Origin of the sequence: Micromonospora musae (assembly GCF_003626545.1) — a bacterium.
In the GTDB taxonomy this organism is placed as follows: domain Bacteria; phylum Actinomycetota; class Actinomycetes; order Mycobacteriales; family Micromonosporaceae; genus Micromonospora; species Micromonospora musae.
The window spans coordinates 116,607-137,373 of the sequence record NZ_RAZS01000015.1 but is presented as its reverse complement, the minus strand read 5'-3'; the positions used below and the strand labels follow the sequence as shown (position 1 = coordinate 137,373).

General features: G+C 71.1%; 24 protein-coding genes. 5 read left to right on the top strand and 19 right to left on the bottom strand.

The annotated features are described in order from the left end of the window. Positions 1-59 precede the first annotated feature (59 nt). The 14 genes from D7147_RS29980 to soxR all read right to left on the bottom strand — a co-directional run bounded on the left by D7147_RS29980 (position 60) and on the right by soxR (position 11,815). Positions 60-437, bottom strand: a complete 378-nt coding sequence (locus D7147_RS29980; RefSeq protein WP_091081602.1) for an ArsR/SmtB family transcription factor — start codon at positions 435-437, stop codon at positions 60-62. A gap of 57 nt (positions 438-494) precedes the next feature. Further along, positions 495-1,034 carry an orotate phosphoribosyltransferase gene (pyrE, locus tag D7147_RS29975; protein WP_120683707.1) on the bottom strand — a complete coding sequence of 180 codons (540 nt, stop codon included), beginning with the start codon at positions 1,032-1,034 and terminating at the stop codon, positions 495-497. 167 nt (positions 1,035-1,201) lie between these two features. After that, complete coding sequence (locus D7147_RS29970) at positions 1,202-2,011, bottom strand: SDR family NAD(P)-dependent oxidoreductase (protein ID WP_120683705.1); 810 nt, start codon at positions 2,009-2,011, stop codon at positions 1,202-1,204. Next, positions 2,008-2,622: a hypothetical protein gene (locus D7147_RS29965; RefSeq protein ID WP_407663401.1), complete on the bottom strand. Its 615-nt coding sequence runs from the start codon at positions 2,620-2,622 to the stop codon at positions 2,008-2,010. Before D7147_RS29965 ends, D7147_RS29970 begins: the two co-directional genes overlap by 4 nt. A 125-nt stretch (positions 2,623-2,747) precedes the next feature. After that, the gene (locus D7147_RS29960; protein WP_233563575.1) at positions 2,748-3,548 is read right to left on the bottom strand and encodes a hypothetical protein; all 801 of its coding nucleotides are present in this window, start codon (positions 3,546-3,548) and stop codon (positions 2,748-2,750) included. A 105-nt stretch (positions 3,549-3,653) separates the two neighbouring features. After that, the gene (locus D7147_RS29955; protein WP_120683699.1) at positions 3,654-5,222 is read right to left on the bottom strand and encodes a polyamine aminopropyltransferase; all 1,569 of its coding nucleotides are present in this window, start codon (positions 5,220-5,222) and stop codon (positions 3,654-3,656) included. Further along, entirely contained in the window at positions 5,219-5,935 is a 717-nt protein-coding gene (locus D7147_RS29950; RefSeq protein WP_120683785.1) for a hypothetical protein, read from the bottom strand. The genes D7147_RS29955 and D7147_RS29950 overlap by 4 nt, the downstream gene beginning before the upstream one ends. A gap of 62 nt (positions 5,936-5,997) precedes the next feature. Next, positions 5,998-6,420 (bottom strand): DUF350 domain-containing protein, encoded by a 423-nt coding sequence (locus D7147_RS29945; protein ID WP_120683698.1) that lies wholly within the window; start codon positions 6,418-6,420, stop codon positions 5,998-6,000. Between the two features lie 36 nt (positions 6,421-6,456). After that, entirely contained in the window at positions 6,457-6,882 is a 426-nt protein-coding gene (locus D7147_RS29940) for a DUF4247 domain-containing protein (RefSeq protein ID WP_120683697.1), read from the bottom strand. Continuing rightward, positions 6,879-7,385, bottom strand: coding sequence for a DUF2617 family protein (locus D7147_RS29935; protein ID WP_120683696.1), 507 nt, complete (start codon positions 7,383-7,385; stop codon positions 6,879-6,881). Before D7147_RS29935 ends, D7147_RS29940 begins: the two co-directional genes overlap by 4 nt. Next, positions 7,386-8,021 (bottom strand): DUF4178 domain-containing protein, encoded by a 636-nt coding sequence (locus D7147_RS29930; protein ID WP_120683783.1) that lies wholly within the window; start codon positions 8,019-8,021, stop codon positions 7,386-7,388. Positions 8,022-8,121: 100 nt separating this feature from the next. Next, positions 8,122-8,502: a hypothetical protein gene (locus D7147_RS29925; RefSeq protein WP_120683695.1), complete on the bottom strand. Its 381-nt coding sequence runs from the start codon at positions 8,500-8,502 to the stop codon at positions 8,122-8,124. Between the two features lie 126 nt (positions 8,503-8,628). Next, the gene (gene clpB / locus D7147_RS29920) at positions 8,629-11,220 is read right to left on the bottom strand and encodes an ATP-dependent chaperone ClpB (protein ID WP_120683694.1); all 2,592 of its coding nucleotides are present in this window, start codon (positions 11,218-11,220) and stop codon (positions 8,629-8,631) included. A 136-nt stretch (positions 11,221-11,356) separates the two neighbouring features. Beyond that, on the bottom strand, positions 11,357-11,815 hold the full coding sequence (gene soxR / locus D7147_RS29915; RefSeq protein ID WP_120683780.1) for a redox-sensitive transcriptional activator SoxR: 459 nt from the start codon (positions 11,813-11,815) through the stop codon (positions 11,357-11,359). A 99-nt stretch (positions 11,816-11,914) separates the two neighbouring features. Between soxR and D7147_RS29910 the strand changes: the two genes are divergently transcribed. From D7147_RS29910 to D7147_RS29890, 5 genes are all read left to right on the top strand, one after another. Then, entirely contained in the window at positions 11,915-12,508 is a 594-nt protein-coding gene (locus D7147_RS29910) for an NADPH-dependent FMN reductase (protein WP_120683693.1), read from the top strand. 39 nt (positions 12,509-12,547) lie between these two features. Continuing rightward, entirely contained in the window at positions 12,548-13,219 is a 672-nt protein-coding gene (locus D7147_RS29905; RefSeq protein ID WP_120683692.1) for an antibiotic biosynthesis monooxygenase, read from the top strand. A gap of 122 nt (positions 13,220-13,341) precedes the next feature. After that, positions 13,342-13,842 (top strand): cation:proton antiporter regulatory subunit, encoded by a 501-nt coding sequence (locus D7147_RS29900; RefSeq protein ID WP_120683690.1) that lies wholly within the window; start codon positions 13,342-13,344, stop codon positions 13,840-13,842. Positions 13,843-13,849: 7 nt separating this feature from the next. Continuing rightward, positions 13,850-15,055: a cation:proton antiporter gene (locus D7147_RS29895; RefSeq protein WP_120683778.1), complete on the top strand. Its 1,206-nt coding sequence runs from the start codon at positions 13,850-13,852 to the stop codon at positions 15,053-15,055. Between the two features lie 178 nt (positions 15,056-15,233). Then, on the top strand, positions 15,234-15,665 hold the full coding sequence (locus D7147_RS29890; protein WP_120683688.1) for a hypothetical protein: 432 nt from the start codon (positions 15,234-15,236) through the stop codon (positions 15,663-15,665). A gap of 198 nt (positions 15,666-15,863) precedes the next feature. Here the strand turns inward: D7147_RS29890 and D7147_RS29885 are convergent, their stop codons facing one another. The 5 genes from D7147_RS29885 to dnaK form a co-directional block, all read right to left on the bottom strand. Next, entirely contained in the window at positions 15,864-16,085 is a 222-nt protein-coding gene (locus D7147_RS29885) for a hypothetical protein (protein ID WP_147437468.1), read from the bottom strand. Positions 16,086-16,203: 118 nt separating this feature from the next. Next, on the bottom strand, positions 16,204-16,647 hold the full coding sequence (locus tag D7147_RS29880) for a heat shock protein transcriptional repressor HspR (protein ID WP_120683684.1): 444 nt from the start codon (positions 16,645-16,647) through the stop codon (positions 16,204-16,206). A gap of 29 nt (positions 16,648-16,676) precedes the next feature. Further along, complete coding sequence (dnaJ, locus tag D7147_RS29875; RefSeq protein WP_120683682.1) at positions 16,677-17,861, bottom strand: molecular chaperone DnaJ; 1,185 nt, start codon at positions 17,859-17,861, stop codon at positions 16,677-16,679. Between the two features lie 88 nt (positions 17,862-17,949). Next, positions 17,950-18,705: a nucleotide exchange factor GrpE gene (gene grpE, locus D7147_RS29870; RefSeq protein WP_120683680.1), complete on the bottom strand. Its 756-nt coding sequence runs from the start codon at positions 18,703-18,705 to the stop codon at positions 17,950-17,952. A 45-nt stretch (positions 18,706-18,750) separates the two neighbouring features. Next, on the bottom strand, positions 18,751-20,622 hold the full coding sequence (gene dnaK / locus D7147_RS29865) for a molecular chaperone DnaK (RefSeq protein ID WP_120683678.1): 1,872 nt from the start codon (positions 20,620-20,622) through the stop codon (positions 18,751-18,753). Positions 20,623-20,767: the final 145 nt, after the last annotated feature.

Below are 20,767 nucleotides of genomic sequence, written 5' to 3'. Positions count from 1 at the left end.
GACCGCCGGCCGTCCGGCGCCGTCCCTGTTGAGGGAGGGCACCGGACGATCGGTAAGGCTCAGCGAGCCTTCTTGGTGGCCCGCTTCCGCGGCGGGGTCAGCAGATCGGCGATCGTGGCGATCGCCGACGGCACCAGCCGGTAGTAGGCCCACACACCGCGCTTCTCCCGCTCCAGCAAGCCGGCCTCGGTGAGGATCCGCAGGTGGTGGCTGACCGTCGGCTGCGAGAGGCCGAGCGGCGCGGTCAGGTCACAGACACACGCCTCGCCCTCGGGAGCCGATTGGATCAGGCTCAGCAGCCGCAACCGGGCAGGGTCGGCGAGGGCCTTGAGGACCCCGGCGAGACGCTCGGCATCGGCACGTTCGATCGGCTCGCCGGCGAGCGGCGAGATCTGAGGCATAGTCATTTCAGCCAACGCAGTTCCCACGTTTTCCATCCTTCCACCAGGAGCATCGATCCGCCTGCATATCAGCAGATCCGAATCGGCAGACTTTTACGCCACAAGGCCGAGGTCAGCCAACGTAAAGGCCGCCCGATAAGGCAGTCCGGCGGCTCGCACCGCGTCGCCGGCGCCTCGATCAACAATAACCGCCACACCGATGACCTCGGCCCCGGCCTCGCGTAGCGCCTCAACCGCGGCAAGCACACTCGACCCCGTCGTCGATGTGTCCTCGACCGCGAGTACTCGCCGACCCGCGACATCCGGACCCTCGATCCGTCGCTGCAAACCGTGCGCCTTGCCGGCCTTGCGCACCACGAAGGCGTCCAGAGGCCGGTCGGTCGGAGCAGCGGCGTGCAGCATCGAGGCCGCGACCGGATCGGCGCCCAGGGTCAGGCCGCCGACCGCGTCGAAGTCCCAGTCGGCGGTGAGGTCGAGCATCACTCGACCGACCAAAGGTGCCGCCTGGTTATGGAGCGTGACGCGTCGCAGATCGACGTACCAGTCCGCCTCGATGCCGGAGGAGAGCACCACCCGGCCGTGAACCACGGCCAGATCGGTGATGAATTTACGCAGGTCGTCGTGGTCCCCCATGGCGATAGAGGGTACTGCTCAAGTCTGTGAGCCGCGTGCGGGGTCCACCGGTATCCATCGCTCGGGCGACCGATGCATGGCGATGTACGACTACTCTGCGCGATCGGACCCGACCCGATCGCCACCGGCCCGGCGCAACCCGGACGGTGCCGGCGCCTCGCGACCGGTCAGCGTTCCTCGCGGCCGATCCGGCCCCGGGTACCGCGTGCGACCGCGTGCAGCAACCGCCGCGGCGCGTGGCGCAGACCGGCGACGGCGAACTTGTACCTCCACGCCGGAACGCTTACCGGCTTACCTTTTCGCAGGTCACGCAAGGCTTCGTCGACCACGTCGTCGGCGCGCAGCCACATCCACTCCGGCGTCTTCGACATGTTGATGCCCGCCCGCTCGTGGAACTCCGTTCGCGTGTAGCCGGGGCAGAGCGCCATCACCCGTACGCCGAACGACCGGGTGGACTGCCCGACCGACTCGCTGAAGTTGGTCACCCACGCCTTGCTGGCCGAGTAGGTCGAGCCGGGCATGACGGCACCGAAACCCGCAACGGAAGAGACATTTATCACTGCCCCACGTCGCCGCTCGGTCATTGTTCGCAGTGCGGCGAGGGTCAGGCGCATCACCGCGTGCACGTTGAGCCGCAGCAACCGGGCCTCGGCCTCGGCCGACGAACGCAGGAACGGCTTGTTGAGGCTGATCCCGGCGTTGTTGACCAGCAGGTCGATCGGGGTCCCGCCGGCCAGCCGGCCCTCCACCACGGCACAACCGTCGTCCGTGGACAGGTCGGTCGAGATGATCTCCACCTCGCGCCCGTGGTGCTCCCTCGCCTCGGCGGCGACCTCGGCCAGCCGATCGGCGTCGCGGGCGACCAGCACCAGGTGCCATCCGTCGGCGGCCAGCCGACGGGCGAACGCCGCGCCGATCCCGGCGGTCGCACCGGTGACCAGGGCCCGCTGCTCGGTGGGCGCGGAGTGCAGCGTCACTGGCGGTCCTCAACTGGCGGGTGCGGCGGCATGATCGGTAGCGATTGCTGCGGGTGCGGTACGGGTCGGGTGGGGAACCCGGGGTGTGCGACCGGCGCGGGTCGACGGTGGAACCATGCGTTCGCCGCCGGCAGCGCCAGCAGCGCGGCTACCACAAGGTAACCGAGTGTTTGGCCGACCGAAAGCCCCCCGCCCAGTGGGATCCACCATCCCGGATAAGCATCGGCGATCAGGCCGAGGAGTTCGGTGGACGCCGGATCGTCGGCGCCCGGCTGCAGCGGCACCGACCGCTGGCCGACCAGCAGCGCCAGGCCGCAACAACCACCGAGGACTCCGAGCCCGCAGACGACCCAGACCGCCACCCGGGCACCGGCTCGCCCGCTGCCCAGACCGAGCGCGAGACCGGCGAGGAGCACTCCGACCAGCAGGCTGACCACCGCGGAGACCACGGCGGTGGTGTGCAGCAGCGCGACCGTACCGCCGACCTGATCGGCGGAGGCGGCGGTGCCGGTCGCGGCGGCGCGGAACCGGTCCACGGTGCCGCCGACCACCAGCAGCCCGGCCACGGCATACCCGATGGCGACGACCGCCATCAGCAGCAGTGCCGCCATCGCCAACCTGACCGTCGTGGGACGGCGGGCCGGAACCGGATGCGGGTACGACACGACGGGTCCCTCCGATAGGCGTCGACTGCAACCTATCGGAGGGACCCGTCATCGTCGGTCTTCTCGGGCCGTCAACTCATCGGCGGCGGCGGGGTCGTGCCGGGCCGGTCCGACGGAGGCGCCTGGTCGCCGGGCTGACCCGGGACCGGGGGCTGACCGGCCGGCGGCTGACCCGGAGTAGCTGGATAGCCGGGCGTCGACGGGTAGCCGGGGTCGCCGGAGGACGGGTAGCCGGGCTGGCCCGGAACCTGCGGGTAGCCCGGGTAGGCGGCGCCTGGCACCGGCGGCTCCCAGGCGGGCTGCGGCTTGCGGAAGAACTCGTTCGCCTTCGGAAGCGCGAGCAGGATCAGCGCGGCGAGCAGCGCGAGCACCCCGATCAACGAGAGGGCGGTGCTGAGCGGAGTGAACCAGCCGGGCAGCGCCGCGTCGAGCTGACGCTGGACCTCGTCCGCGCTCGGCGCGTTGGCGCTGGTGCCACCGGTGGCACCACCGGTGAAGCCACCTGCGGCGCCGCTGACCAGGTTGCCGCCGCTGCAGCAGATCATGATGCCGCCGAGGACCCAGGTCGTGATCCGGGAACCGTTCTTGCCACGGTTGTTGAGCAGCGCCAGCACCACCAGGCCGACCGCGATGAGCAGCGCGAAGATCGCGCCACCGATGCCGATCGCGTAGGTGATGCCACCGACGGCGTCGGCGGCCTCGGGATCCGTGCTGGCGTACGCGTCGCGCAGCACGTCCCGGATGGTGCCGATGGTGGACAGCGTGATGATGAGGCCGACGAGCTGAAGAACGGCGAAGAGGATCAGCAGATAGCTGGAAATCGTCACTACGCCCGGCCGTGACCGGGCCGGCGTGCTGGGGGAATCGACCACGATGCTCCTTCCCTAGGTCGGGTCCACACCGTATCGGCAATCGGCCAGCGCGGCAGGCCGCGACGCCACCGCGCGGCGTCCGACGTGATGCCCAGGGGGCCCGGCTCAGTAGCCACGCCACTCCATCCGGGCGTACTCGAGGACCCGGGGTCGCAGCAGGGTCGACGCGGGCACCACGATGCGATCCCGGTCGGCGGGGAAGGTGGCCGCCGCGGCCAGCGTCGCCGGGCTCAGGAAACGCAGCTCCGGCGCGTCGGGCGGCAGCGCCAGCGCGGGCGCGACAGCGTCCGGGGCGGCGAGCACGAAGCCCCAGTCGCCGAAGGACGGCACGTCCACGTGGTACGGCACGGTGGCGAAGCCGGCCTCCCGCACGGACGCCTCGATCGACCAGTAGGACCGGGGCGCGAAGTACGGGGATCCGGCCTGCACGACCAGCCTGCCGTGCTCGGCGAGCACGGCCCGGATCAGGGCGTAGAACTCGACCGTGTAGAGCTTCGCGGTGGCGGTCTCGTCCGGGTCGGGCAGGTCCGCGACCACGGCGTCGAACCGGCGCGGATTGCCGCGCAGCCATCCGAAGGCGTCCCCGTTCACCACCTGGACCCGCGGATCGTCGAACGCGTCCGCGTTGAGCCGGCGCAGCTGCGGCTCGGCACGCGCCAGCGCCACCACAGCCGGATCCAGATCGACGACCGTGATGTGACGGATGTCGGGATAGCGGAGCAGCTCCCGTACAGCGAGGCCGTCGCCCGCGCCGAGCACCAGCACCTCGGCGCGCGGGCCGTTCAGCACCGGATGCACGAGCGCCTCGTGGTAGCGGTACTCGTCCACCGAGCTGAACTGGAGGTCACCGTTGAGGTAGAGCCGCAGATCGGTCCCCGCGTGGCCGACCTCGCGTACCGAGCGGGTCAGCACGATCTCCTGGTAGCGGCTGCGCTCGGCGTGCACCACCGGATCGCGGTAGAGCTGCTGGCGGGCGGTCACCTCGAAGTCGTGCGCGGTCACCCAGGCGTACCCGAGACAGAGGGCGACCGTCAGGGCGCCCGCGCCGAGCGCGACCCGAGACCGGAATCCCAGCTCCTTGCGGAAGACCGTGCCGACCAGGGCGAGCCCGGCCAGCGCGTTGACCGCGCCGACGACGATCGCTCCCTTGAGCTGACCGAAGACCGGCAGCAGCAGGAACGGGAAGGCGAGACCGCCGAGCAGCGCGCCGACGTAGTCGGCGGCGAAGAGGTCGGCCACCGCGCTGCCCGCCGCCTGTCTCCTGATCCGCTGCAGCAGCACCATGAGCAGCGGGATCTCCGCGCCGATCAGGAGGCCGAGCAGGAACGCGGTGCCGACGAGCGCCGGGCCGTAGAGGTCCAGCCAGGCGAACGCCGCGTACAGGCCGAGTACGGAGAGGCCGCCGAGCAGCGCGAGGGCCAGTTCGATCGCGGCGAACGCCGCGGCGGCCCGGGATTGCAGCGGCTTGGCGGCGAGCGCGCCGACCCCCATCGCGAAGACCATCACGCCGAGCACGATCGACGCCTGGCCGACGCTGTCCCCGATGAGGTAGCTGCCGAGGGCCACCAGGGCCAGCTCGTACACCAGGCCGCAGGCTGCGCAGACGAAGACCGCGGCGAGCACCGCCACCCGAGCCACCCGCCGCCGGGGAGGCTCCGGCGCGCCGGTGGTCACCGAACCCCCGGCGTACGTCCGGACGCCGCGCCCGTCCTGGGCGCCACCCCGGCTCGTTCCCGACGCCGCTGCACCAGCCCGACGGTGACCAGCAGCACGGTGACCAGCAGCATCCCGGCTGCGGCGAGCAGGTAGCCCCACCGGTCCCGCCACAGGTCGTTACCGGCGGCCGGCAGCGGCGGTGGCGGACCGGCCGAGGTGGCCGTGGTGACCGGCACCGGAGACACCCCGCCGGCCTCGGCGAGCAGCAGCGGCAGGCTGACGGCGGCCCGGGTCACCGCCCAGCCGGGGTCGTCGAGGAACGCGTCCTCGGTGAGCCCGAACCGCTCCAGCCCGGAACCGACGGCGAGCAGGCCGCTCGGATCCAGGTCGGCGGAGCCCTCGACCGTCACGTACGCGTAGTCGTTCGACTCACTGCTCTCCGAGACGTAGGTGACGTCCGCGACGACCCGCACCCAGCTCGGACACCGAGGGTCGCCCTCGACGCCCACCCCTTCGCCCAGGTTGGAGCCGGCACTGACCACCTCGGCGGCGGCCTGAAGCGTCCAGCCGTAGCAGATCCCCTGCACGGCGGTCGCCTGCTGAAGGATCGGCACGGTGTCGGCCCGCTCAGTGCTGGTCGGCGGGGCGACGGCGAGACCGTCGTCCCCGCTCAGCGCGCCGGCGACGCAGATGCCCACCAGCACGACCACGCCACCGAGGCCCGCGGCGATCTTCCACCCGATTCGTCTCGCCGGTCCGCCCGTGGCCTGCCGTGCCGGTCGACCGCCCGCCATCAGCTGATCGCGGCAGCGATGATCGCGCCCGTGGCCAGGTGCACGACGGCCGAGACCCAGACCGCCGGGTGCGGCTCCGGGTCGACCAGGATCTGCCCCAGTCGTCCCGGGGTGAGGGCGTCGAGCAGGAGGAACGCGGCCGCCATGATGACCAGCCCGAGGATCCCGTACGCGGTCGCGCCGACGATCCCGAGCACGAAGTCGTCCTCGCTGGCGGCGATCGCGGCGACCACGATCACGCCGACGGCGGCCAGATTCGAGGCGAGCAGCACCGCGGCGTTGCGGTTGCGATCGGTCCAGATCAGCTCCTTGAGCCGGCCGGGGGTCGCCAGGTCGACCAGGACGTAGCCGATGCCCATCAACAGCACGCCGATCATCCCGTAGGCGAGGGTGACCAGGAGGTCGGTGACGAGGGTCTGCACGGGCGCTCCAGGGGTGAGGGGGGTTCGGGTTCACCGCTACTTGCCGGCGCCGGGGCCGCCACCCCGGACGGTGCTGCCACGCCCCCAGCCCCAGTACGAGCCGACCGTGGAGTGGTAGCGCGGATACGCGGTCCGGAGAGGTTCCAGCAGGATCACCGAGCCGGTGGCGATCGGCAGGATCACCACCGAGTCGTCGTCGTAGCGCAGGTAGACGCCGCTGCCGTCGACGTACTGGTCGGCCGGCTGCCAGGCGTCGGTGATCTCCTTCGCCACCCGGCTGGGCGTACCGGCCGAGGTGTAGGCGACCGCCTCCCGGCCGATGTCCCGGCCGGCGTCGCGGCCGTAGTGGTCCTCGACGTAGCCGCGTGGGGAGAAGCTGCCGTAGAAGATGGCGAAGGCGGCGACCAGTGCCCCGATGACCGCGAAGGCCAGGCCGACCACGAACCAGCGCCGGTACGTCATCGCAGCGTCACCACCGTCTCGGTCAGGACCAGTTCGTTTGTCTGCGGGTAGGCGTGCCAGGTCCGCCAGGCCACGGCGCCGCCGCCCGGCTCGGGCCGGACCGCGAGGGCGGTCACCGCGTCCGCGTCACCGGGGAAGACACCGACCAGGGCGAACGCGTCGTCGGCCAGCTCCGCGCGGAGTGCGGCGACCCGATCACGAAGACCAGCGGCGGGCGGGCGAAGCACCGTCGCGGCGAACCGGTAACCGGCCGCCTCGTCGAGCACCGTCGCCGGCAGCTCCGGGGGTCGTCCGGGCAGGCAGGCCACGGTCTCGGTCAGCACGACGTCGCCCGCGCGCAGCACCACCTGGTGCGAGGCGCCGAGCAGCCGCAGCTCGAGCCGGATCGCTCCGGGCAGATCGAGGTCGAGCACGTGCAGCGCGGGTCGCTCAGCGTCGTCGCGGGCCAGGCTGAGGTCGGCCGCGCTGGTGTCGACGTACGGGGCGTCCAGAGTGACCAGCACTCACTGCTCCCCGGTCCGGTCCTCGCCTGCCTGCGGATAGATCATCACTTCGGCGCGGTGCAGAAGCTCGCCGCGCGCCACCTCCCAGCCCGCCTCTCCGTACGCCTCGAAGGAGAGCCGTGCCCCGCCGGTCGCCTGGTAGTCGTGGTAACGCATCGTGCCGGCCGGGTCGAGGCCGGTGGTGCCGGTAGCCGTGAACCTGGCCTGACCGGACTCCTTCCAGCTGTAGGTCCGGCCGGCGAAGTCGATGGTCGGCGCGCCGGGCGTCACGGTGGCGCCGGGCTCGGCGTTCCAGAGCACCAGTTCCAGCTCCGGATCCTCCTCGACGGAGAGCCAACGCCGTACGCCCTGCGCGTCGTCGAGCAGGTGCTCGACCCAGCTCCAGCCACCCTCGACGAGCCGGACCGTGCCGCGCACCAGGTAGGACACCTGGCGGATCTCGACGAGGTCACCGGGGCGCAGCCGGCGCGGGTCACCACGCAGCGCGTCGGCGTCGTGGTCCCGAAGTGGATCGGTCGGCGCCGCCTCCAGCGGTCGCTGCCGGGACCGACGCAGCGCCACGACGGCGATCGCCACCCCGGCCGCCCCGACCAGGCAGCCCACCGCCGTCACCAGCCACGCCACGGACCCGTTCACCAGCACCCTCCCCGGTACATCGGCGCGAACGGTAACAAGCCCGCGCACCTGAGTGAGGTCGGCGAAGTTCGAGTGAGCACTCAGTCACCCGAGCGTGAATTCACGCCTCGGTGAGGCGGCCCGCGGCGTACTCGCCCAACGAGGAGCGGCCCATGAGGCAGCCGCTGTACGTGGTGAACTCGCCCGGGTCGCCGCGCATCGCCGTCCATGCCGCCCGCGCGGCCGCCGGGTCGACCTGTTCCAGCAGCGTCGCCGCGTACGCCCGACCGGCCGGCGAGCCGTGCGTGAGCAGCCGATCGAGCTGCTCGCGTACGACTTCGGGCTGCTCGGCGAGGACGGCCTCGACGGTGCCGTACGCCTCGGTCACCGGCAGCAGCGTTCCGGCGAAGCCGACCCCGCCGAAGGCGAGCGTGTCCGCCCGCGCCAACTCCTCGACCGCGTCCGCGATCTCACGGTCGCGCTTCTTCCCGATCCCGAACATGCCCCCTACTTTCCCCGCCCCCACCCACCCCACCCTGTCGATCAAGAGGTTTGCGTCAACGGAAGACGGTTCCGCGACGCAAACCTCTTGATCACGAGGGCTAGGGGTGGGGGTGGGGGGTGGGGGTTAGGCGGGGGTGACGGTCAGGGCTTCCTTGGTGGGGGTCAGGTCGACCTTGACCGTCTGACCGTCGCGGATCTGACCGGCCAGCAGGGCCTTGGCCAGCTGGTCGCCGATTGCCGTCTGTACCAGGCGGCGTAGCGGGCGGGCTCCGTAGATCGGGTCGTAGCCGTGCTCGGCCAGCCAGCCGCGCGCGTCGTCAGTGATGTCCAGCGCCAACCGGCGATCGGCGAGGCGGCTCCGCAGCCGGGACAGCTGGATGTCCACGATCGAGCGCAGATCGTCCCCGCGCAGAGCGGCGAAGACCACCACGTCGTCGAGCCGGTTGAGGAACTCCGGCTTGAAGTGCGCGCGGACCACCGACAGGACACCCTCCCGACGCTGCTCCTCGGCGAGCGTCAGATCGCTGATCACCGACGACCCGAGGTTGGAGGTGAGGATCAGGATCGTGTTGCGGAAGTCGACGGTCCGCCCCTGGCCGTCGGTGAGCCGGCCGTCGTCGAGCACCTGGAGCAGGATGTCGAAGACGTCGGGGTGGGCCTTCTCCACCTCGTCGAGCAGGATCACCGAGTACGGCCGGCGGCGCACCGCCTCGGTGAGCTGACCGCCCTCCTCGTAACCGACGTAGCCGGGCGGAGCACCGACCAGGCGGGCGACGGAGTGCTTCTCGCCGTACTCGCTCATGTCGATGCGGACCATGGCCCGCTCGTCGTCGAAGAGGAACTCGGCGAGCGCCTTGGCCAGCTCGGTCTTGCCGACGCCGGTCGGGCCGAGGAAGAGGAAGCTGCCGGTGGGCCGATCCGGGTCGGCGACGCCGGCCCGCGCCCGGCGTACGGCATCGGAGACCGCGCCGACCGCCTCGGGCTGGCCGACCACCCGCGCCCCGACCGACTCCTCCATCCGCAGCAGCTTCGCCGTCTCACCTTCGAGCAGCCGGCCGGCCGGGATACCCGTCCAGGAGGCGACCACGGCCGCGATGTCGTCGGCACCGACCTCCTCCTTCAGCATCGCGCCGTCGGCCTGGAGCCGGGCCAGCTCCTGCTCGGCCTGCGTCAGCTCGGTCTTGAGCGCCGGGATCCGGCCGTACCGCAGCTCGGCGGCGCGCTCCAGCTCGCCGTCGCGCTCGGCCCGCTCGGCCTCGCCGCCCAGCCGCTCCAGCTCCTCCTTGGCCGTGGAGAGCTTCGTGATGTGGCCCTTCTCGAGCTTCCAGCGGTCGGAGAGCGCGGTCAGCTGTTCACGCTTGTCGGCCAGCTCCCGGCGCAACCGCGCCAGCCGCTCGACGGAGGCGTCGTCCGGCTCCTTGGCGAGCGCCATCTCCTCGATCTCCAGCCGGCGGACCGCCCGTTCGATCTCGTCCACCTCGACCGGCCGCGAGTCGATCTCCATCCGCAGCCGGGACGCCGACTCGTCGACCAGGTCGATCGCCTTGTCGGGCAGGAAGCGGTCGGTGATGTAGCGGTCCGAGAGGGTCGCGGCGGCGACCAGGGCGGCGTCGGTGATCCGTACGCCGTGGTGCACCTCGTAGCGCTCCTTGAGCCCGCGCAGGATCCCGATGGTGTCCTCGGTGGTCGGCTCGCCCACCAGCACCGGCTGGAAGCGCCGCTCCAGCGCCGGGTCCTTCTCGATGTGCTCGCGGTACTCGTCCAACGTGGTGGCGCCGACCATCCGCAGCTCGCCGCGGGCCAGCATCGGCTTGAGCATGTTGCCGGCGTCCATCGAGCCCTCGCCCTTGCCGGCGCCGACGACGGTGTGCAGCTCGTCGAGGAACGTGATGACCTGCCCGTCGGAGTTCTTGATCTCCTCGAGCACCGACTTCAGCCGCTCCTCGAACTGCCCGCGGTACTGCGCGCCGGCCACCATCGCGCCCAGGTCGAGCGAGACGAGCTTCTTGTCCCGCAGCGACTCCGGCACGTCACCGGCGACGATCCGCTGGGCGAGCCCCTCGACGATCGCGGTCTTGCCCACGCCGGGCTCGCCGATCAGGACCGGGTTGTTCTTGGTACGCCGGGAGAGCACCTGGATCACCCGGCGGATCTCCGAGTCCCGGCCGATCACCGGGTCGATCTTTCCTTCGCGGGCGCGAGCGGTGAGGTCGACGCCGTACTTGGCGAGCGCCTGGTAGGTCTGCTCCGGGTCGGCGGTGGTGACCCGCCGGTCTCCGCCGCGCACCGTCGGGAAGGCGGCGACCAGGTTCTCCTCGGTGGCGCCGGCGGCCTTCAACGCGTCCGCCACCGCGCCGCCCACCCGGGCCAGACCGGCCAGCAGGTGCTCGGTGGAGGTGTACTCGTCGCCCAGCGGCCGGGCGATCTGCTCGGCGGCACCGATGGCGTTGACGAACTCGCGGGCCAGGGTCGGCTCCGCGATGCTGGAGCCGCGCGCCGCGGGCAGGGCGTCGACGGCGCGCTGGGCGGCCCGGCGCAGCTCGACGGGTTCGGCCCCGACGGCACGCAGCAGGCCGGCGGCGGTCGAGCCCTCGGTGTCGAGCAACGACAGCAGCAAATGCCAGGGCTCCACGGTGGCGTGACCGCGCTGATTCGCCAGGGCGACGGCACCGGTGATGGCTTCGCGGCTCTTGGTGGTGAGACGTTCCGTGTTCATGACTCCCCCGGATCGACAGGTCCGCTAGGAAGGACACAACCAGACTTGAGCCTATTCCGCTCAACTCTACGGATGTGACTCCCGTCACCTCCGGAGTCGCAGTCGCCGGCCTGGCCCGCGCCGCCGGCCACGGGATTCAGGATCTGAGCAGACGGTGCGGCCCCGGGCCCAGTTCGGCGAGCGCGTCGCCCGGATTGACCAGGGCGCACTCGTCGAACGACAGGCAGCCGCAGCCGATGCACCGGGTGAAGCGGTCGCGCATCCGCTCCAACCGGGCGATGCGTGCGTTGATCTCCTTGCTCCAGCACTCCGATGCCCGCTCCCAGAACTCCTTCGACGGTGACGCGCCGGCCGGCAGCAGCGCGAGCACCTCACCGATGACGGCCAGCGGTACGCCGGTGTGCTGCGAGGCCCGGATGAACGCGATCCGGCGCAGCGTGCCACGGTCGTAACGGCGCTGGTTCCCGGTGGTCCGCCGACTGTGGATTAGCCCCTGCCGTTCGTAGAACCGCAGGGCGGTGTGCGGCACGCCGCTGCGTCTGGACAGCTCGCCGATGGTCAACAACTGCGCGCTCGTCGGAGCCGAATCCGTCACGCCGACCACCGTAGCTTGACCTCCACATTTGTGTAGGTATCAGCCTTGGCGGGTGGCCGGATGCCGGCCACGATCCACTCGTCGACGTCGGGAGTCGCCATGACGCGTCAATCACTGCAACTCGCGGTCATCCTCGGGAGCGTTCGCCAGGGCCGCTTCGGCCCGACCGTCGGGAACTGGTTCGTACGCCAGGCCCGCGAGCGCGACAACCTCACTGTCGACCTCATCGATCTCGCCGAGGTCGCCCTACCGATGACGCTGCCGGCGTTCGGCGCGCAGCCCGCGCCGGAGGCGCTCCTCGCGCTGCACGACCTGACCCCACGACTCTCCGCCGCCGACGCGTTCGTCGTGGTCACTCCAGAGTACAACCACAGCTTTCCGGCGGCGTTGAAGAACCTCGTCGACTGGCATCACGAGCAGTGGCACGCCAAACCGGTCGGCTTCGTCTCCTACGGCGGGATCAGCGGCGGGCTGCGGGCGGTCGAGGCCCTGCGCCTGGTGTTCGCCGAGCTTCATGCCGTGACCGTTCGGGAAACGGTCAGCTTCCACGACGCCTGGCGCCAGTTCGACGCCGAGGGGACACCGCTGAGCCCGGACGGGTGCAACCGGGCCGCCGGCAGCCTGCTCGACCAGCTCACCTGGTGGGCCCATGCCCTGCGGGACGCGAAGGCGCTCGTTCCGTACCTGGGCTGATCCAGCCGAGACCATCCGGACCGTTTCAGAGGAGAGCACATGGAAGCCCACGTCCCCGCATCCGCGCAGACCGCCCCCGCCCACCCGGGCGTGGTGGTGACCAGCCGCTGGCAGGTCGCGGATCGCCACGCTCAACGCGCCACCGCCGACAGCGCGATGGCTCGGTGGCGGCACCTGCCCCGGCCCGAGGGCTGCCTCTCGGTGACCTGCCTGCTGAGCACCGACGGCCACCTCGTCATGTTCTACAGCCGATGGGAGAGTGAGCAGGACTACCGGCTGCACGCCGGGAACGTCGGCGAGCGGGACACCGCGGACCGGGTCGCGGCGCACGGCTCCGGCGTCACACACCTCGACGCCGTCGTCTCCAGCCTCGCCACCCCGCCGGGCAGCCTCTCCGGCGACGCACCCCACCCCGGTTGCGTCGCGCTGATCAGCATCGCGACCGACGGCCCCGAACTCCAACAACAGGCCGCGGAGCGGATCGCCACCTTCCGGGCGGACGCGCACCCGGGCGCGATCGGCGGGCACCTCCTGTTCAGCCTCGACGGCACCCGGCTGACCCTCTACGCGGAGTGGACCAGCGAGGAGGCACACCGGGAGGCGATCGCCGGCTCCAGCTTCGGCGGCGAGCGCGGGATCTTCGACGGTGTGCCCGGCATCCGCGGGCTCAGCATGCACCGCTACCAGCGCTACCGCACCGCCGGACGGTGACCGCTCCGAGCGGGCGGCCGAGGGCGCGAGACGAGCCGTCCCGCCCGTCGACCAGGGAAGAGACATCGGCTGACGTCAACGGGGCAGGGATAGACGGGCCTGGACGCGGTAGCGTTGGCTGGGTGCGAGTACGTGTCGAACAGACCGCGCTGCCGGGTATCGGCGTACGTCATGACCTCGTGACGGAATCCGGACGCCGCGTAGGCGTGGTCTCCCACCGCAACGGTCGTCGTGACCTTGTCCTTTACGACCCGGATGATCCTGATTCGTGTCAGGCCGACATCCCGCTGACCGACGACGAGGCGGAGGCGCTCGCCGACATCCTCGGCGCGTCGCTGATGCTCGGTCAGCTCTCCGGGCTACGCGAACAGGCCGCCGGGCTGCTCACCGAGCAGATCCTCATTCCGGCGGGCTCTTCGTACGTCAACCGGAAGCTCGGCGACACCAAGGCTCGCACCCGGACTGGAGCCTCGATCGTGGCGGTCCTCCGCCAGGGCGAGGTGATCGTCTCGCCGGACCCGGCCTTCCGTTTCGCCGCCGGTGACGTGGTGGTCGTGGTCGGGACCCGCCAGGGTCTCGACGGAGTGACCGCCATCCTCGCCGACAGTGACCCGGACGGCTGAGGCGCGGATGCACGAGACCAACACCCTGCTCATCGAGGTCGGCGCACTACTCTTCCTGCTGGGTCTGCTCGGCCGGTTGAGTCGCCGGATCGGCCTCTCACCCATCCCCCTCTACCTGCTCGCCGGGCTCGCGTTCGGGCACGGTGGGCTGCTGCCCCTCAACGCCAGCGAGGAGTTCTTCGCCGTCGGCGCCGAGATCGGCGTGATCCTGCTGCTGGTGATGCTCGGCCTGGAGTACTCGGCCAACGAGCTCGTCGGAAACCTCCGCTCCGCGGCGCCCGCCGGGCTGATCGACGCGCTGCTCAACGCCCTGCCTGGGGCGGCGTTCGCGCTCCTGCTCGGCTGGGACTGGGTGGCCGCGCTGGTCCTCGCCGGCATCACCTGGGTCTCCTCCTCCGGGGTGATCGCCAAAGTCCTCGGCGACCTGGGCCGGCTCGGTAACCGGGAGACCCCGGTGATCCTCTCGGTCCTCGTGATCGAGGACCTGGCCATGGCGCTCTACCTGCCGCTGGTCACCGCCGTACTGCTGGGTGCCGGCCTGATGGGCGGCGGTATCGCGCTCACCATCGCGGTCGCCACAGTCCTGGTGGTGCTGGTGGTCGCCATCCGCTACGGCGGGCTGATCTCCACCCTGATGTCCGCGAAGGACGCCGAGGCGCTGCTGCTCGGGGTGCTCGGGTTGACGCTCCTGGTGGCCGGCTTCGCCGCCGAACTCCAGGTGTCGGCGGCGGTCGGCGCGTTCCTGGTCGGCATCGCGCTCTCCGGTCCGGTGGCACACCACGCCACCCAGCTGCTCACCCCACTGCGGGATCTCTTCGCGGCGGTGTTCTTCGTCTTCTTCGGGCTGACGACCGACCCACGGGAGATCCCACCCGTGTTGCTGCCGGCGCTCGCGCTGGCGATCGTCACGATGGCGACGAAGACCCTCACGGGCTACCTGGCCGCGCGAAGGGTCGGCATCGCCGAGCCCGGTCGTTGGCGGGCCGGACTCGCCCTGGTGCCCCGGGGTGAGTTCTCCATCGTCATCGCCGGGCTCGCGGTCTCGGCCGGCAGTGTCGAACCGCGGTTGGCCGCGCTGGCCACGGCGTACGTCCTGATCACCGTGGTGACCGGGCCGCTGCTGGCCAGATTGCCGGACTTCCCGTGGTTCAAGCGTTGGCTGCGCCGTCGCGCGTCGGTGCAGCGGCGGGAGCCGGTGCGGGTCGCGGACTGATCCTGCTCGATAGGTGCGGAGCCGGGTCGACCGTACGGTCGGCCCGGCTCGGCCGACAGTCGGCCAATTGCTCCTGGAGGGTCTACCCCTACTGACCGGTACCGCGTTACCGTGTCGCCCCAGCAGCCAGGTCTGCGGGCGGCCGCGCCAGCAGCGGGCAAGATCGGAAGGTTGGCCGGTGAGCGTGCAGGAGTCGACGTTCCACGGTTTCGCCAACCCTGTCGACCCGTCGCCGGCGGAGATGCGTGCGTGGGCGTACCACCCCGACTCGGTTCCGTTGAGCTCCATGCCGCCGGACTGGGACCTGTTGGTCTCCGGTGACCGGCTGGTGATGACGCTCTTCGACCTGGCCATCGACCCCTCGTGCCCGGCCCGCCGGTTCGCCCTGCACTGCCTCTACATCTACGCCGCGGACGGCATCCGCACGAACTTCAGGGCGCACCCGAAGCGCCGCTTCCGGAAACTGGTCGAACAGGCCGAGAAGAACGGCGACGAGCTCATGCGGGTCTGGGCGCACAACGGCCGGGTCCTCCTGGCGCGGCCGGAACTCTTCGTCTACCGCGACTGGTGCGAGGGCGGGCTGGTCCGGGAGAACCGCCGCCTAGCCTGAGCCCGCCCCACCGGCACCTTTATCCCGCCGCCCGGTCGCCGGTCGCGTCGCCGGGTTGATCATGAGGTTGACGGGACCTCAGGCGTCCGTTCGCCCCGCAAACCTCATGATCGACGCTCGGTTAGCGCCGGGCGCCGGGCGCCGGCGAACGGGCCGGGACCCCCCGTGGTTCCCGGCCCGTTCGTCGGTGTCCGGTGCTCAGCCCGGCCCGTCCGGTCTTCCCTGACGGGTCTCCGCCCTCTCCCGGTCCGACTCCTGGTCGGGCCGGTCGGCGAAGAGCCCCTGTTGCGCCAGATCGGCGAAACGCCGCTTGGTGATCTCCTCGAACTGCCCCCGGACCGTCTCGGACACCTTCTCGAGCCGGTCCTCCGTCCGCTGGGCAAGCTGTCTCGCCGCCTCCGTCATCGCTCCCCCTGCCATGCCGGTAGGTCCACATTTGCGCGGAAAGGACCTCATTTGCAGGCTAACGGGAACGGCCCGGCCCGCGCCGGAAAACCGGCGAGCGGACCGGGCCGTCAGGCTCCGGGAGAGAGGTGGATCAGCGATCGGGCCCGCGGCGCGGGCGCCAGACCACCAACGCCGTGGAGGTGCGGTTGGTCGGCACCAGGTCGCGACCCGGGAAGCGGGCCAGCGTCTCCAGCTCGGCGATCCGGTGGTACGCGGCGTCCAGCTCCGCCTCGAGCCGGGCCACCCGCTGCTGGGCCTCCTCGAGCAGACGTTCGAGGCCGATGATCCGCTTGACCCCGGCGAGGTTGATGCCGTCGTCCTGACTGAGCCGCTGCACCTCGCGCAGCAGCACCACGTCCCGGACGCTGTACCGGCGGCCACCTCCGGCCGCCCGCCCGGCCTGCACCAGGCCGAGTCGGTCGTACTGGCGCAGGGTCTGCGGGTGCATCCCCGCCATCCGCGCCGCGACCGAGATCATCAGCACCTTGGCCTCGTAGGCAGGGTCATTCGACGAAGCGGCGTACTCGCCCGACATCCTGCTCACCTCCGCCTCCATCCACCGCGTCAACTGACTCGACGCACCCGGGCGTCGAGATGTTCCCGGCCCGCCGGCGGCGTCTGCTCGGCGAACGTCTCCAGCGCCGCCCGCGCCTCGTCCGACAGCCGCGCGGGCACCACCACGTCCAGTGTCACCAACAGGTCGCCCGCCTGCCCGTCCCGGCGGACCACTCCCTTGCCCCGGGCGCGCAGGATTCGCCCGCTCGGCGTACCCGGCGGAACCCGCAGGGTCACCGCTCCGTCGAGCGTGGGTACCCGCAGGTCCGTACCGAGCACGGCCTCCGCGTAGGTGATCGGCACGGTCAGGGTGAGATCGTCGCCAGTACGACCGAAGATCTCGTCGGGCCGCACCTTCGCCTGCACGAACAGGTCGCCGGGCTGGCCGCCACGCTCACCCGGCTCACCCCGCCCGGCCAACCGGATCCGCTGGCCGTCGGCCACACCCGCCGGGAAGCGGACGTTCATCGTCCGGGTCTTGGTCACCCCGCCGGTGCCGTGGCACTCCGGGCACTTCTCCTCGACGACCGTGCCGACGCCCTGACAGTTGCGGCACGGCTCGGAGAAGCTGAACGATCCCTGATTGCGGTTCGTCACCCCGGCACCGTGGCAGACCGGGCAGGTACGCGGCTCGGTGCCGGGCTTCGCCCCGTTGCCGTGGCAGGTGTCGCAGACACCGGGGGCGCGCAGGGTGAGCGGCAGGGTCACGCCTCGTACCGCGTCACCGAAGTCGAGCGCCACCTCGGTCTCCACGTCCCGCCCCCGGGCCGGGCCGCGCGGCGCGGTCGGGCCGGCCTGGCCGCCCGAGAAGATCGAACTGAACAGGTCGGAGAAGCCCGCGCCACCACCGAAGCGGCGCTCCCCGCCGCCGGCGGCGCCACCGAAGAGGTCGGAGACGTCGAACGGCACGCCCCCCGGCTGCCCCGCGCCCCGCGCGTTACGGCGGAACGCGCCCGAACCGAAGAGCGAGCGCATCTCGTCGTACTCCCGGCGCCGGCCGGAGTCCGAGAGCACGTTGTACGCCTCGGAGACGGCCTTGAACCGCTCCTCGGCCGACGGGTCACCCGGGTTGTGGTCCGGGTGCGACTCCCGGGCCAGCTTGCGGTACGCCTTCTTGATCTCGTCCTCGGAGGCGCTCTTCTCCACGCCGAGCACGGCGTAGAAGTCCTTCTCGATCCAGTCCTTGGAACTCACCGGTCCACCCCCTCCCCACCGGTTCGCCCGGGTCGCCCCGCCCGTCGCCGTGCGGCGACGGGCGGGGCAATCGGGTCACTGCCTGGCACTATTCCGGGTCCGCGACCGCAACCAGCGCCGGCCGCAGCAGCCGCTCACCGAGCTGGTAGCCGCGCCGCATGATCTGCACGCACGTCGGCTCGGTCACCTCGTCGGAGGTCTGGTGGGCCACCGCCTCGTGCCGGGTCGGGTCGAACGGGTCGCCCTGTTCGCCGAACGGGGTCAACCCGAACTTTCCGAGCGCCGCGGTGAGCTGCTCCGCCACCGATCCGAACGGCCCGACCAGGTCGCCGTGTTCCCGCGCCCGGTCCAGGTCGTCGAGGATCGGGAGCACGGCGGCGAGCACCGAGCCGGTCGCCTGCTCGGCGACGGTGGCCCGGTCCCGCTCCACCCGCTTGCGGTAGTTGGCGTACTCCGCCGTCACCCGCTGCAGGTCCCGGGTCCGCTCGTCGAGGTCGGACCGGAGCGCCTCCAACTCGGCGCCGAGGGTCGAACTGGTCGCGGCGTCCACCGGCTCGGCGGGCGCGTCGACCACGGGTGGGCCGTCGGGCGTGGCCCCGTCCACCGTGCCGGCCTCGACCTCGATCTCGTCGACGACGATCTCGGCGTCCTCGATCAGCCCCTCCGCCGGGACATCCGTCCCGGCGTCGGCGGCCGTACCCTCCGGTTCGGCGGGCTGGCTGAGCTTCCGGTTGTTACGGATGACGACCCGCGGCGCGTCGCCGGTTGCCGGCTCGGCGGGCGCGGAGCCACCCGGCGTCGCCCCGGTGTCGCCCGGGTCGGCGGCTCGTGGCTTCTGCGTCATGCGGCTACCTCATCCCTTCGCCGTGAGTCCGTGGGGATCGGGACGTCACTTCTTGTCCTCGTCCACGATCTCCGCGTCGACGACGTCGTCGGCGCCACCGGCCTTCGCGCCGCCGGTCGCACCGGCACCCGGGCCGGCCTGGCCGCCCGGCTGCTCGCCGGCCGGGCCGCCCTGCTCGGCCTGCTGCTGCGAGTAGAGCAACGAACCGGCCTGCTGGGAGACCTGCGCCAGCTTCTCGTGCGCGGCCTTGATCTTGTCGATGTCCTGGCCGCCGAGCGCGCTGCGCAGCTCGCCGAGCGCCTCGTTGAGCTGGTCACGGTTCTCCGCGGGCAGCTTGTCGCCGCTCTCGGCGAGGAACTTCTCGGTCTGCCACTGGAGCGCCTCGGCCACGTTGCGGGTCTCGGCGTCGTCGCGGCGGCGCTTGTCCTCGTCCGCGTGCTCCTCGGCGTCCCGGCGCATCCGCTCGATGTCGTCCTTCGGCAGCGAGGAGCCGCCGGTGATCGTCATCTTCTGCTCCTTGCCGGTGCCGAGGTCCTTCGCGTGGACGTTCACGATGCCGTTGGCGTCGATGTCGAAGGTGACCTCGATCTGCGGCACGCCACGCGGTGCCGGCGGGAGCCCGGTCAGCTCGAAGGTGCCGAGCTTCTTGTTGTAGGCCGCGATCTCGCGCTCACCCTGGAAGACCTGGATCAGCACCGACGGCTGGTTGTCGTCCGCCGTGGTGAAGACCTCGGAGCGCTTCGTCGGGATGGTGGTGTTGCGCTCGATCAGCTTGGTGAAGATGCCGCCCTTGGTCTCGATGCCCAGGCTCAGCGGGGTCACGTCGAGCAGCAGGACGTCCTTGACCTCGCCCTTGAGCACACCGGCCTGCAGCGCGGCGCCGACGGCGACGACCTCGTCCGGGTTGACGCCCTTGTTCGGGTCGCGGCCGGTCAGCTGCTTGACCAGGTCGGTGACGGCCGGCATCCGGGTCGAGCCGCCGACCAGGATCACGTGGTCGACGTCGGAGACCTTGATCCCGGCGTCCTTCACGGCCTGCTCGAACGGGCCCTTGCAGCGGTCCAGCAGGTCCTGCGTCATCCGCTGGAACTCGGCGCGGCTCAGCGTCACGTCGAGGTGCAGCGGGCCGGCGGCGCCGGCCGTGATGTACGGCAGGTTGATGTTGGTGGTGGTGGCGGCGGAGAGCTCGATCTTGGCCTTCTCGGCGGCCTCCTTGAGCCGCTGCATGGCCATCTTGTCCTGGGAGAGGTCGATCCCGTGCTCGCCACGGAAGGTCTTCACCAGGTGGTCGATGACCCGCTGGTCCCAGTCGTCGCCACCGAGGTTGTTGTCACCGCTGGTCGACTTGACCTCGATGACGCCCTCGGCCAGCTCCAGCAGGGAGACGTCGAAGGTGCCACCGCCGAGGTCGAAGACCAGGACGGTCTGCTCCTTGGAGCCCTTGTCCAGCCCGTACGCCAGGGCGGCGGCGGTCGGCTCGTTGACGATCCGCAGCACGTTGAAGCCGGCGATCTCACCGGCCTCCTTGGTCGCCTGCCGCTGGCCGTCGTTGAAGTAGGCCGGAACGGTGATCACCGCGTCCGCGATCTGCTCACCCAGGTACGCCTCGGCGTCCCGCTTGAGCTTCATCAGCGTACGGGCGGAGATCTCCTGGGGGGTGTACTTCTTGCCGTCGATGTCCACGGTCCAGTTGGTGCCGATCTCCCGCTTGACCGACCGGATGGTCCGGTCCGGGTTCGTCACCGCCTGCCGCTTGGCGACCTCACCGACGAGCACCTCGCCGTTGCGGGCGAACGCGACGATCGACGGAGTCGTCCGCGAGCCTTCGGCGTTGGCGATGACGGTGGGCTCACCGCCCTCGAGAACGCTGACGCAGGAGTTCGTCGTGCCGAGGTCGATACCGACCGCACGTGCCATCTTCGCTTCCTCGCTTCGTAACGTTTGAGCAGGTGACGGGCACCGCCCGCAGCACACCCACCACAAGTTGAGTGAACTTGACTCAATAGTGCCACGCCCGCGCAGATCGTCAAGTCGGCCTTGAGTCGACCCGGCGCAACCCCTG

What these genes read in the sequence shown, in the direction of transcription:
- dnaK (WP_120683678.1), bottom strand. Translation starts at nt 20,622, where the DNA reads ATGGCACGTGCGGTCGGTATCGACCTCGGCACGACGAACTCCTGCGTC.
- D7147_RS29980 (WP_091081602.1), bottom strand. Translation starts at nt 437, where the DNA reads ATGGAAAACGTGGGAACTGCGTTGGCTGAAATGACTATGCCTCAGATC.
- D7147_RS29880 (WP_120683684.1), bottom strand. Translation starts at nt 16,647, where the DNA reads ATGTCGGGCGAGTACGCCGCTTCGTCGAATGACCCTGCCTACGAGGCC.
- D7147_RS29895 (WP_120683778.1), top strand. Translation starts at nt 13,850, where the DNA reads ATGCACGAGACCAACACCCTGCTCATCGAGGTCGGCGCACTACTCTTC.
- D7147_RS29965 (WP_407663401.1), bottom strand. Translation starts at nt 2,622, where the DNA reads ATGGCGGCACTGCTGCTGATGGCGGTCGTCGCCATCGGGTATGCCGTG.
- D7147_RS29910 (WP_120683693.1), top strand. Translation starts at nt 11,915, where the DNA reads ATGACGCGTCAATCACTGCAACTCGCGGTCATCCTCGGGAGCGTTCGC.
- grpE (WP_120683680.1), bottom strand. Translation starts at nt 18,705, where the DNA reads ATGACGCAGAAGCCACGAGCCGCCGACCCGGGCGACACCGGGGCGACG.
- D7147_RS29905 (WP_120683692.1), top strand. Translation starts at nt 12,548, where the DNA reads ATGGAAGCCCACGTCCCCGCATCCGCGCAGACCGCCCCCGCCCACCCG.
- D7147_RS29885 (WP_147437468.1), bottom strand. Translation starts at nt 16,085, where the DNA reads ATGGCAGGGGGAGCGATGACGGAGGCGGCGAGACAGCTTGCCCAGCGG.
- D7147_RS29925 (WP_120683695.1), bottom strand. Translation starts at nt 8,502, where the DNA reads ATGTTCGGGATCGGGAAGAAGCGCGACCGTGAGATCGCGGACGCGGTC.
- D7147_RS29940 (WP_120683697.1), bottom strand. Translation starts at nt 6,882, where the DNA reads ATGACGTACCGGCGCTGGTTCGTGGTCGGCCTGGCCTTCGCGGTCATC.
- pyrE (WP_120683707.1), bottom strand. Translation starts at nt 1,034, where the DNA reads ATGGGGGACCACGACGACCTGCGTAAATTCATCACCGATCTGGCCGTG.
- clpB (WP_120683694.1), bottom strand. Translation starts at nt 11,220, where the DNA reads ATGAACACGGAACGTCTCACCACCAAGAGCCGCGAAGCCATCACCGGT.